The following is a 12,894-nucleotide window of genomic DNA, read 5'->3' as shown; positions in this document are numbered from 1 at the left end:
GTTTGTTATGATCCCGGCCCTTCGTCATGGTCTTTTTCGAGTAGCCCCAATGTCCGATCGCAGCGTCCGCCTTCAAGCTCTCAAGCAAGCTCTCAAAGAGCGCATCCTGATACTCGACGGCGGCATGGGCACGATGATCCAGAGCTACAAGCTCGAAGAGCAGGATTATCGCGGCAAACGCTTCGCCGACTGGCCGAGCGACGTCAAGGGCAACAACGACCTGTTAGTGCTGACCCGCCCGGACGTGATCGGCGGCATCGAGAAAGCCTACCTGGATGCCGGTGCCGACATCCTCGAGACCAACACCTTCAACGCCACGCAGATTTCCATGGCCGACTACGGCATGGAAGCACTGGTCTACGAAATCAACGTAGAAGGCGCCCGTCTGGCGCGCAAGGTTGCCGACGCGAAAACCCTCGAGACCCCGGACAAGCCGCGTTTCGTCGCCGGCGTACTGGGCCCGACCAGCCGCACCTGCTCGTTGTCGCCGGACGTCAACAACCCGGGCTATCGCAACGTCACCTTCGATGAACTGGTGGAAAACTACACCGAGGCCTCCAAAGGCCTGATCGAAGGCGGCGCCGACCTGATCCTGATCGAAACCATCTTCGACACCCTCAACGCCAAAGCCGCGATCTTCGCCGTGCAAGGCGTGTTCGAAGAACTGGGCTTCGAGTTGCCGATCATGATTTCCGGCACCATCACCGACGCCTCCGGCCGCACCTTGTCGGGCCAGACCACTGAAGCGTTCTGGAACTCCGTGGCCCACGCCAAGCCGATTTCGGTCGGCCTGAACTGCGCACTCGGTGCCCGCGAACTGCGTCCGTACCTGGAAGAGCTGTCGGACAAGGCCAGCACCCACGTTTCGGCACACCCGAATGCCGGCCTGCCGAACGAATTCGGCGAGTACGACGAACTGCCGGTGGACACCGCCAAGGTCATCGAAGAATTCGCCCAGAGCGGTTTCCTCAACATCGTCGGCGGTTGCTGCGGCACCACGCCGGGCCACATCGAAGCCATCGCCAAAGCCGTCGCCGGTTACGCGCCACGGCAGATTCCGGACATTCCCAAGGCTTGCCGCCTGTCGGGTCTGGAGCCGTTCACCATTGATCGCAGCTCGCTGTTCGTCAACGTCGGCGAGCGGACCAACATCACCGGTTCCGCGAAATTCGCCCGTCTGATCCGTGAAGACAACTACACCGAAGCCCTGGAAGTCGCCCTGCAGCAGGTCGAAGCCGGCGCCCAGGTGATCGACATCAACATGGACGAAGGGATGCTCGATTCGAAGAAGGCCATGGTGACCTTCCTCAATCTGATTGCCGGCGAGCCGGACATTTCCCGCGTACCGATCATGATCGACTCCTCGAAATGGGACGTGATCGAAGCCGGCCTCAAGTGCATTCAGGGCAAGGGCATCGTCAACTCGATCAGCATGAAAGAAGGCGTCGAGCAGTTCATCCACCACGCCAAACTGTGCAAGCGCTACGGCGCGGCAGTTGTAGTGATGGCGTTCGACGAAGCCGGCCAGGCGGACACTGAAGCGCGCAAGAAAGAAATCTGCAAACGCTCCTACGACATTCTGGTCAACGAAGTCGGCTTCCCGCCGGAAGACATCATCTTCGACCCGAACATCTTCGCCGTGGCCACCGGCATCGAAGAACACAACAACTACGCTGTGGACTTCATCAACGCCTGTGCCTACATCCGTGACGAACTGCCGTATGCCCTGAGCTCCGGCGGCGTGTCCAACGTGTCGTTCTCGTTCCGCGGCAACAACCCGGTGCGTGAGGCGATTCACTCGGTGTTCCTGCTGTACGCGATCCGCGCCGGCCTGACCATGGGTATCGTCAACGCCGGTCAGCTGGAGATCTACGACCAGATCCCGCAGGAACTGCGTGACGCCGTCGAAGACGTGATCCTCAACCGCACCCCGGAAGGCACCGACGCCCTCCTCGCCATCGCCGACAAGTACAAGGGCGACGGCAGCGTCAAGGAAGCCGAGACCGAAGAATGGCGCGGCTGGGACGTCAACAAGCGTCTGGAGCATGCGCTGGTCAAGGGCATCACCACCCACATCGTCGAAGACACCGAAGAATCCCGTCAGTCCTTCGCGCGCCCGATCGAAGTGATCGAAGGCCCGCTGATGTCCGGCATGAACATCGTCGGTGACCTGTTCGGCGCCGGCAAAATGTTCCTGCCGCAAGTGGTGAAATCCGCCCGCGTGATGAAGCAGGCCGTGGCCCACCTGATTCCGTTCATCGAACTGGAAAAAGGCGACAAGCCGGAAGCCAAGGGCAAGATCCTCATGGCCACGGTGAAAGGCGACGTGCACGACATCGGCAAAAACATCGTCGGCGTGGTGCTCGGTTGCAACGGCTATGACATCGTCGACCTTGGCGTGATGGTGCCGGCCGAGAAGATCCTGCAGGTGGCCAAGGAACAGAAGTGCGACATCATCGGCCTGTCCGGCCTGATCACCCCGTCGCTGGATGAAATGGTCCACGTGGCCCGCGAGATGCAACGCCAGGACTTCCACCTGCCGCTGATGATCGGCGGCGCGACCACCTCCAAGGCGCACACGGCGGTGAAGATCGAGCCCAAATACAGCAACGACGCGGTGGTCTACGTGACCGACGCTTCCCGCGCCGTGGGCGTGGCGACGCAGTTGCTGTCCAAGGAACTGAAGGCCGGGTTCGTCCAGAAGACCCGCGAAGAGTACATCGACGTCCGCGAGCGCACCGCCAACCGCAGCGCCCGCACCGAACGCCTGAGCTACGCCGCCGCGATCGCCAAGAAGCCGCAGTTCGACTGGGCCTCTTACACCCCGGTCAAACCAACCTTCACCGGCACCCGCGTGCTGGACAATATCGACCTCAACGTCCTGGCCGAATACATCGACTGGACGCCGTTCTTCATCTCCTGGGACCTGGCCGGCAAGTTCCCGCGCATCCTCGAAGACGAAGTGGTCGGTGAGGCAGCGACCTCGCTGTACAAGGACGCCCGCGAGATGCTGGCCAAACTGATCGACGAGAAGCTGATCAGCGCTCGTGCGGTGTTCGGCTTCTGGCCGGCCAATCAGGTGCACGACGACGATATCGAGTTGTACGGCGATGACGGCAAGCCAATGGCCCGCCTGCATCACCTGCGTCAGCAGATCATCAAGACCGACGGCAAGCCGAACTTCTCGCTCGCCGACTTCGTCGCGCCGAAGGACAGCGAAGTGACCGATTACGTTGGTGGTTTCATCACCACCGCCGGGATCGGCGCCGAAGAAGTGGCCAAGGCTTATCAGGACGCGGGCGACGACTACAACTCGATCATGGTCAAAGCACTGGCCGACCGTCTGGCCGAGGCCTGCGCCGAGTGGCTGCACCAGCAGGTGCGTAAAGAGCACTGGGGTTACGCCAAGGATGAAGCCCTCGACAACGAAGCGCTGATCAAAGAGCAATACTCCGGCATCCGCCCGGCCCCGGGCTACCCGGCGTGCCCGGATCACACCGAGAAGGCCACGCTGTTCGCCCTGCTCGACCCTGAAGCCCGGGAAATGCGTGCCGGCCGCAGTGGCGTGTTCCTCACCGAGCACTACGCGATGTTCCCGGCGGCAGCGGTCAGCGGCTGGTACTTCGCCCATCCGCAGGCGCAGTACTTCGCCGTGGGCAAGGTCGACAAGGATCAGGTGCAGAGCTACACCTCGCGCAAAGGCCAGGAACTGAGCCTGACCGAACGCTGGCTGGCGCCGAACCTGGGTTACGACAACTAAGCAAAAGCACGAGCTAAAGATCGCAGCCTGCCCCGCAGCCTGCGATCTTTTTTTATGGGTTGACTATGCTTGTCTGACACACACGGCAGACGAGGGATTTATGGACGACCCAGTCGACAACAAGCCACCGACCTTCTGGCAGATGCTGCACAGCGTCATGGCGGCGGCGTTCGGGGTGCAGAGCGGCAAGAACCGGGCAAGGGACTTCACCCACGGCAAGCCCAGCCACTTCATCTTTCTGGGCATCGCGTTCACGGCGGTGTTCGCCCTGACGCTGTTCGGCATCGTGCAACTGGTGGTGCACCTGGCGGGCGTCTGACGGCGTCAGTGCATCAGGGTCTGCAGGTTGAACGGGTAGCGGTACGAGACCGGACGCCCCTTCGCCGAGAACTTGCGAAAGTGCACGCCGTAGTTCGGCGAAGCGCCCATGGCAAGGATTCGGCGGGCATGGTCCCTGTCGATCAGTTGCAACAACGGAATCTGCCGGTCACGACCGCCATACTGATCCAGATCGACGCCTTGCGCGTGATCATGCAGCTCGACAAGCGCCCAGCCGCCCAGAGTGAAATGGCCGCCGAGCAACGCGCTCAGGCGCCCGTCGACTACCGCCTGCAAAGCTTCAGACGAGGTGTTGACCGCGCTGAACAGCACGTCCTTGCCCGGCACCTTCCCGACTTCCGAAACGGCGCGCATCGCACCGAAGGCCATTTCATCGTTGGCCGCCCACACCAACGAAACGTTGGGATAGCGGGCCAGCAATTGCCTGGCCTGCTCGTAGGCCCGTTGCTGCGTCCAGCCACCGTAGACCAGTTGTCGCAAACGCACCTGAGGGTGCTCGGCCAGCGCTCGCAGCATGCCCTTTTCGCGCAACTGCGCCGAAGGCGTGATTTTCAGACCGGAGAAGGCCAGCAGATCAATGCTTTCACCGGGCGCCACGGCTGGATGCAAACGAATCAATTCCTTCATCATCAGATAGCCGCCCTCTTCATCGTTGGGCACCAGGCTGCCGATGCGATCGGCGCGATCTGCCATCAGCGCCTCCTGGTTGGGCGTGAGTGCCGAGTTGACGATAAAGAGCTTCACGCCGCTGCCATTGGCCATGCGCAGGATCTGCGGCGCCACGTACTGCTCGTTGACGAACACCAGATAATCCGGGCGATCTGGCCCCTGCAGGGCCAGTCGCGCCTGCGCCAGGGTCAGTTCGGGCTGGCGCTGGGCGTAGAGGATGCGCAGGTCCACGCCCAGATCCCGGGCGGCGGCCTGCATGAACTGCGAGTAGCTGAGCCAGAACGTTTCCTGGGTCGAGCCCGGGTTCAGGAACAGCACCGACTCCGCACGCGCGCAGGTACCGAAAACCGCGCCGCACAGGAGCAGGCTGAGGTGGAAAAACTTGAACATGAATCATCCGGGCCCAAGGAAAAATGGCCGCGCATTATAGCCACTGATCACCTGGCCATTGGCGCTTGATCCCGCCTTTTGTCCGACAATCGTCGCAAGCGGGGCCCGGAAGAGTCGTTTTACTGATGGCTGACCCAGAACACCGCCGTTCCAACGACCAGAATGATCAGGAACAGAATCGCCCAGGCATCGACGCTGCTATCGCTTTTCCTTGCTTTGGTTGGGTTGCTCATTGCATCGCCTCTTGTCGGTTTTATCGGTGATTGCAGAAAGACTCGACCACAGTTAAGACGATGATTGTCCGCACGACAAATGTGGGTTAGCTGACAGTCATTCTCGTTAGGCGATTTGGTTCTTTACATATACTCAAACATCACTTTTGCGCATAACTGCAAACGGGTATATTGCCCCGGCTCCACTAGGGAGTGCGCGGCCGTGCGCGCGTAATTGCCGAGGCACCATCGGACTCCAGCAAGCGAAAACGCAGCGTTTTCCGAGTAGCCCAAAGCCTGAGAACAGGACTTATATGTACGTATACGACGAGTACGATCAGCGGATCATCGAGGACCGCGTCAAGCAGTTCCGTGATCAGACCCGACGCTATCTGGCAGGTGAGCTGAGCGAAGAAGAATTCCGCCCCCTGCGCCTGCAAAATGGCCTGTACATCCAGCGTTTCGCGCCGATGTTGCGAGTGGCGGTGCCTTACGGCCAACTGACCTCGCGTCAGGTGCGCATGATGGCCAAGATCGCCCGCGACTATGACAAGGGCTACGCCCACATCAGTACCCGCCAGAACGTGCAGTTCAACTGGCCGGCGGTCGAAGACATCCCGGACATCCTCGCCGAACTGGCCACCGTGCAGATGCACGCGATCCAGACCAGCGGCAACTGCCTGCGCAACGTCACCACCGACCAGTTCGCCGGTGTTGCGTTCGATGAGCTGATCGACCCGCGTCCGTGGTGCGAAATCGTTCGTCAGTGGACAACCTTCCACCCGGAATTCGCCTACCTGCCGCGCAAATTCAAGATCGCTGTCAACGGCTCGACCTCCGACCGTGCGGCCATCGAAGTCCACGACATCGGCCTTGAGCCGGTGCACAACGCCGCTGGCGAACTCGGCTTCCGCGTGCTGGTCGGCGGCGGTCTGGGACGTACCCCGGTGGTTGGCGCCTTCATCAACGAATTCCTGCCATGGCAGGACCTGCTGAGCTACCTCGACGCGATCCTGCGGGTCTACAACCGCTACGGTCGCCGTGACAACAAATACAAGGCGCGGATCAAGATCCTCGTCAAGGCGCTGACTCCCGAAGTCTTTGCCCAGAAAGTCGATGCCGAAATGGAACACCTGCGCGGCGGCCAGACCACCCTGACCGAAGCCGAAGTCCATCGCGTCGCCAAGCACTTCGTCGACCCGGACTACAAGGCGCTGGAAAACCAGACCGCCGAACTGGCCGCCCTCGACAAAGAGCATCCGGGTTTCGCCCGCTGGCGCACCCGCAACACCCTGGCGCACAAGATACCGGGCTACGTGGCCGTGACCCTGTCCCTGAAGCCGACCGGCGTTGCACCGGGCGACATCACCGACAAGCAGCTCGACGCCGTCGCCGACCTGGCCGACCGCTACAGCTTCGGTCAATTGCGCACCTCCCACGAGCAGAACATCATTCTGGCCGACGTCGAGCAGAGCCAGTTGTTCACCCTGTGGGGCGAGTTGCGCGAGCAAGGTTTTGCGACGCCGAACATCGGCCTGCTGACCGACATCATCTGCTGCCCTGGCGGTGATTTCTGCTCCCTGGCCAACGCCAAGTCGATCCCGATCGCCGAATCGATCCAGCGCCGTTTCGACGACCTGGACTACCTGTTCGACATCGGTGAACTGGACCTGAACATCTCCGGTTGCATGAACGCCTGCGGTCACCACCACGTCGGCCACATCGGCATTCTGGGTGTGGACAAGAAAGGTGAAGAGTTCTACCAGGTCTCGCTCGGCGGCAGCGCCAGCCGTGACGCCAGCCTGGGCAAGATCCTCGGCCCTTCTTTCGCCCAGGAAGACATGCCGGATGTGATCTCCAAGCTGATCGACGTGTACGTGGAACAACGCACCGAAGACGAGCGTTTCATCGACACCTACCAGCGTATTGGCATCGACCTCTTCAAGGAACGCGTCTATGCAGCGAATCATTAAGAACAACGAGGTTGTCGACGAAACCTGGCACCTGCTGCCCAAGGATTTCAATATCGACGAAATCAGCAACTGCGACGACCTGATCGTCCCCCTGCAGCTGTGGCGTGAACACGCCCGCATGCTCAAGGCCCGCGATGGCGGTTTGGGTGTATGGCTGGATGCCGACGAAGAAGCCGAGGAAATCGGTGACGACGTCAATGAGTTCCAGGTAATTGCCCTGAACTTCCCGGCGTTCACCGACGGCCGCAATTACTCCAACGCCCGCCTGCTGCGTGACCGTTACGGTTTCAAAGGCGAACTGCGAGCGATCGGCGATGTACTGCGTGACCAGTTGTTCTATATGCGTCGTTGCGGTTTCGATGCCTTTGCCTTGCGCGCGGACAAAGACCCGTACGCTGCGCTGGAAAGCCTCAAGGACTTCTCGGTGACCTATCAGGCCGCCACTGACGAACCGCTGCCGCTGTTCCGTCGCCGCTGACCGCCTGCCCCGGCCCCTTGTCGAAGGGGCCGGCGCTCCTTGTTCAGACCGACTTCATTCCCAATCTGTTGGGCCCTGACGTAACCGGCAAGGGCAGCCCCGGATGGCGTGCCAGTGCCGCATCGGTCAGTTGCTTGCGTAACTCCAGGCTTTCATTTCTGAAGTTGTCGTGAATTGTCGTCATTTGCTGTGCGGCGGCTTCGCGAGACAGACTGACCTGCGACTCCAACAGGGCAAAAGCCCGTGCACTGCGATCCAGAATCTCGGCGAACGCATCCCGACGACTCGTCAACAAATACTCGGCCCAGAATTCCTGCCGACTGATCGAGTCGGACAATCGCGAGGAGTTTTCGGCCTTGACCACCTCCAGATACGCCTTGTCGATCTGCTCGTCGGTGACCTCGGCATCCAGCCGCACATTCAGCTCGGTGGGTTGCGCAGGCAGTTGCAGACGTCCCGCCAGTCGTACCCGGTAAATCAGACTGATATCCTGCGCCTGGATCAGGCTCAACGATTCTGTCCGGGCGCGACGCGCGTTTTCCCGCACGACCTGGCTTTCCAGTTCCTGCAATCGAAACAATCCGCGCAACAGACGAACAAGATCGCGCTCAAGCGTCGCACTACCGGTACGCGCGACCGCCGCGGCCCTGTAACACAGCACCCTGACCTCCAGGTCGCTGAACAACAAGGATACATTGGCGGCACTCGCGCGCCCTTCTCTGGCCATGCGAAAGAGCACACGACGCAGCCGATCGTCTTCACAGGCGGCCTCCAGCACATCCCAGACCCGCTGGCCAAGCTGAGCGCGGACACGGAAATAGTCAGCCGTCCCCCGCAATTGCGTGAGCATGTCGAAAAATGCCCGTGAATCCGGATTGGCCGACAGCGACAACAAGACTTCGGTTGCCCGACTTATCTGCACGGAAGACAGACCTCTGATCCAGCCACCACCTTGCACATCACGCTCCGGCCGCTGCGCGGCGAGGTATTCGGGAGTGATGACCCCCAGGCTGATACCTTGCGCTCGCTGATAATCGGCAATGGCCTGCAGGCTGTTCGCGGACAACGGATTGCCATCGATGTGGGTGCCACGATTGAGCACTGCACGCGACTTGAACACGGACGCCGGAACTTCCACGATTTTGTTGTTGCGCAGATCCAGGGTTTCCAGGTGAGTCAGCCCATCGATACCCGCCGGCCACTGAGTGATGCCCGTGTCGTGCAGGTCCAGATGGCGCAAGTTGCGCATCGCACTGACCACGGGTACCTGACCCAACGCCTTGTTCAGGCTCAGGTCCAGTGAACGCAAATGCGCTTTGCTGCCAAGCGCCTGTGCAGATTGTTCGTTCAAGAGAATCTGGTTGTTGCTCAGATCAAGCCCCGTGAGACCCGGCATGTCCGCAACCGCCTGGGGAATGCGCGTCAGCTCGTTGCCAGACAGATCCAGCACTCGCAAACGGGTAAAGTTGCGCAGGAAGGCATTTAACCCGGCGCTGGCACCTACGCCATTCATGCGCAATGCCGTCACATGCGCGAAGTCACCAATGATCACGGGAAGGTCACCCAGTGGCGCCGCATCGAAGGTCAGGCTGTAAAGCCCCTCAGCGGAATGTCCCGGCGTACGGGTTTCCTTGCGCCACGCTCGCAGAATGGCCTGTGCCGCCCGGGTTTTACTGCGGGACGACACCTTGAGCCTCACGCCTTCGCGATCGTGGTACCAGGTATCGCGCTGAATCCAGCGTTCCAGCGTCCCCAGGATTGTCCGGTATTCCTCTCGCATGACCTCAAGGGTTCTGATGGCCAATACATCGTCAACGTTCAGTGTCGAAACAAATCGATCAATCTGCATCGAGGGCGAGGGGTAGAGTTCGAGAGCGCGTCGAATCAGCACTGGCGATTTTTTTGGCACCAAACCTTGAACGGGCATGGCGTACGCGACGGGTTGCTCGGCCTGTCGATCCGCCAGCCCCATCGGCGATCGATAGTCGTCGCGCAAAGCCTCGACACCCAGCACTTTTGCGAATGCCTCACGTCGTTGCAGTGCCAACGCGGTGATTTTTGCTCTCAAGCCCGTTCCGTCCGGATCCGCATCGACGCCGAGGGCTTTGCGCGCGTGTTCAGGAAGGCTTTGCCACAAGGTCTGGAAGAAATTCGCCCGCGTACGTTCAGGTTGGCTGGAAACGACATGACTACTTGAATCCAGACCCTGATAGCGTTCGGCATACGCTTCGAGCAATACCTGATGCTCGGCGCCATCGGGACCTGCAATGGCTCGCTGATCGGCATACACAGCCCAATCAAGTATCTCGATCAACACATCGCCGGGCCAGCCAGGCAAATGCGTCAACGTATCGAGCACCAGCATATCCGCATCACGGCCGCTCGCCGCGTCCAGGTACAAGCCCTCGTATGCCCGGTTCAGGCGCTGGATCTGCCGATAGCGCCGCGCCTCTTCTGCCAGACGCAGCGGAACGGTATCGGCATCAAGCTGCTCCCATTCATGCGCGTCGGCATGATAGGCCAACTCGTCAGCGACACTGGCCGACAGCCCGGGGAATGCCTTGATGATGGGCTCCCCCCTGGATAACTCGCAGACATCGGTGCGCCGAAACAACCGGTCCATCATCGCCATGCGCATGCGCGGCGCCAGGGCGGCAATATGTTTGCCAAGCAGCGCGCTTTGATTCTTCGGTTCCACGGTGGTCGAGCCCAGCAAGTGTGAACGTTCACTGTCGTTCAGTGCTGCCAGCAGCGGTGGGTAAAACTGCCCGTTGCTCAGCAGGTCTTCATTGATTTTCACCTCGCGGGCACCCTTGGTTCCGCCATAGCGCATCACTTCGTTAGCGGTGATGTCCGTCACGACAATCGCCATGTCCCGCGGCCAGCGCGCTGTCTCCGTCAGCAAGTACAACTGCAGATCCGCATCGGCCTGCGGCGCAGTGGCAGGAGCAGCCATCTGCTTCATGAACGCCGTGACTTCGGTATCCGCGCGAAAACGTCTGACCGTATCCGTCAGGGCCGCCATTGGCTTGCCGCGTTCGACAAATAGCTGGCGCATGGCGGTCTCGTCGATATTGCTGGCCGCGATGATCTGCAGGGCGCGAGCATCCGGAATCTTCGCTTCCTGAAATCCCAGACGACGGAACAGCGTCAGCGAACTCCATTCGTGAGGCAGTTCCGAATCGTGCCGCCAGGCACCCGCTCCATTGGTCTCAAGCACGGGGGAATAACGTTTGGGTAAAACGGGATTGTGTACCTCCCATAGACGTGTGCCACTCACCGGACGTACCGCGTAAGCGTCAGGGCCCAGGGACACATAGCCTTCGTTTCCACGCCAGACCAGTCCTTGTGCGTCGGTAGACAGACTGCTCGGCAGAGACTTGTGCTGACGATAAGCGCTCATGTCCGGATTCCATAGCCGATACGACCGCGCATCGACCCGTACACGGCGCAGGCCCTTAATGAAATTCGACGAGCGTACCACTCGATAAGCCTTGCCTGCGGCAACCCCGCCGGCAGCAAAACCCGCCATGAGAATCAGATTTTCGAGAGTATCGAACAGACAGTCAGCGGCATGCTCCTGGTCGCCATGGGCCCAACTGTCGATACCTTCGTAGATCTCGCCAAGCAACTGCAGACCGGCGACGGCACACATGACTTGCCCCAAAAGCGGTACGCAGGAAATAACGAACAGAGCCGTATTCAGCCCAATGGCCTTATACGTATCCAGCCGCGCCAGCCGGGTTTTTTCGTCTTCGTCATCCGTGGGCACCACCAGAAGACGAGTGTCAGCCCTGACCTGCGCCGCACGGTGTTGAAAAATCGCCAGAAACAGATCCTGTTTTGCATCGCCTTCAAGATCGATGCCTGTCAGATGCAGATAAGTTGCAGATACGGGGAGTTGACCCGATCGGGCTTTCAAGAGCCGTAAATCCAGCCCGGTGAGGAACAGCGAACGATCCTTCATCGAAATGAAGCGCAAGAAAAAATTGCGAAATTCGGGATTGCGCAGGCGCCCGCTCAACTCGAATTCGAAATTCTGAAACGACACGTATTCTTTCAATGGGTGAACAGGATCGCCAGGGATATAGATTACGCAACGATAATCGTCGTCCGCATGCTCGCTGACCGGGCCGATGAACATGGGACCTCTGAGTGTCACGCCGAGCATCTCGAGATTTTGATATCCGAGTGCGTTGTTACCAAGCTTGATCAGCGATGCCTTGTCTCGCACCGACTCGAGCATCTGGAAGACTTCGAGACTGATGTGGCCACGCAGCCGGGCGATATGCCGATCCACATCAAACTGATCTTTTGAATACGCTACAGAGGTTTCCTGCAAACTTGCGACTTGATCGTCGCCACCAAAAAGCGCTTCAACATGTTTTTGATATTGTTTACCAAGGTCAAGATAGCGACACAACCTGGCAAACTCGTGAGGTTGCATCGTTAATACCTGATTGGCGCGCCCCGTCACCCGTTTCGGAATGTATAAAAGAGACCTCTCGTGATAATTACTGGCCAGGGTTTCAGACAGTTCGAAGTTTTCGCAAGCTGCCGTCAGCAGGTCCCGATCAATCGGCAACACCAGTTTCCTGTGCAGCCCCAGCAAGCTTGATGTAGAACGCACATGCTGAAAAATGGCCCCTTCAACTTCAAAGGGCTCGCCCAGTTTCTCAGCCATCGCACTGGCCAGCAGTGGCGTGCAGAAGCTGTGCGGGGATTTCAACGTGCGCAGTTGCTCCAGCGCGAAATGACGCGACCTGAAACTGTTTTTCAGACTTTCATAGAGTTCATTCCGGGCAGGCTCTGAAGCTTTAAGCAACCAGGAAGGCATCTGTTTTTTATACAACCCAAAGAAGACACCCTGTTGAGCCGGTGTCATGACGGGCAAACTTGACTTGGTTCTTTCAACATCCATGTTTAACAACTTTTTTCTGAAGTGGACAATCAGAATAAAGTCGAAATGTCGTTCAATACAGTACGATTAGTTGATGTTTTCCCCACCCAAAAAATCAAAATTATCAAAGTTTAATACATCTATATACCGCACTGTCCGCGGATGAAAAATGC

General features: G+C 59.3%; 6 protein-coding genes. 4 read left to right on the top strand and 2 right to left on the bottom strand.

Annotated features, from left to right (window positions below):
- Positions 1 to 49: 49 nt before the first annotated feature.
- Both metH and ACKJSM_RS16920 read left to right on the top strand, forming a co-directional pair.
- Positions 50 to 3,760: a methionine synthase gene (gene metH / locus ACKJSM_RS16925; protein ID WP_236179024.1), complete on the top strand. Its 3,711-nt coding sequence runs from the start codon at positions 50 to 52 to the stop codon at positions 3,758 to 3,760.
- A 100-nt stretch (positions 3,761 to 3,860) separates the two neighbouring features.
- Complete coding sequence (locus ACKJSM_RS16920; protein ID WP_007959515.1) at positions 3,861 to 4,079, top strand: DUF2970 domain-containing protein; 219 nt, start codon at positions 3,861 to 3,863, stop codon at positions 4,077 to 4,079.
- A gap of 5 nt (positions 4,080 to 4,084) precedes the next feature.
- Here the strand turns inward: ACKJSM_RS16920 and ACKJSM_RS16915 are convergent, their stop codons facing one another.
- Complete coding sequence (locus ACKJSM_RS16915; protein ID WP_410238335.1) at positions 4,085 to 5,158, bottom strand: ABC transporter substrate-binding protein; 1,074 nt, start codon at positions 5,156 to 5,158, stop codon at positions 4,085 to 4,087.
- A 526-nt stretch (positions 5,159 to 5,684) separates the two neighbouring features.
- Here ACKJSM_RS16915 and ACKJSM_RS16910 point away from each other — a divergent pair.
- The gene (locus ACKJSM_RS16910; RefSeq protein ID WP_236179022.1) at positions 5,685 to 7,343 is read left to right on the top strand and encodes a nitrite/sulfite reductase; all 1,659 of its coding nucleotides are present in this window, start codon (positions 5,685 to 5,687) and stop codon (positions 7,341 to 7,343) included.
- Positions 7,327 to 7,821: a DUF934 domain-containing protein gene (locus tag ACKJSM_RS16905; protein ID WP_236179021.1), complete on the top strand. Its 495-nt coding sequence runs from the start codon at positions 7,327 to 7,329 to the stop codon at positions 7,819 to 7,821. Before ACKJSM_RS16910 ends, ACKJSM_RS16905 begins: the two co-directional genes overlap by 17 nt.
- A gap of 43 nt (positions 7,822 to 7,864) precedes the next feature.
- On the opposite strand, the gene ACKJSM_RS16900 is transcribed toward ACKJSM_RS16905, so the two are convergent.
- Positions 7,865 to 12,742, bottom strand: coding sequence for a dermonecrotic toxin domain-containing protein (locus tag ACKJSM_RS16900; protein WP_410238334.1), 4,878 nt, complete (start codon positions 12,740 to 12,742; stop codon positions 7,865 to 7,867).
- Between the last annotated feature and the right edge of the window lie 152 nt (positions 12,743 to 12,894).

Origin of the sequence: Pseudomonas sp. PHC1 (assembly GCF_046487845.1) — a bacterium.
GTDB lineage: Bacteria > Pseudomonadota > Gammaproteobacteria > Pseudomonadales > Pseudomonadaceae > Aquipseudomonas > Aquipseudomonas sputi.
Note: the sequence above shows the minus strand (reverse complement) of the source record. Positions and strands in the feature narration are given on the sequence as shown.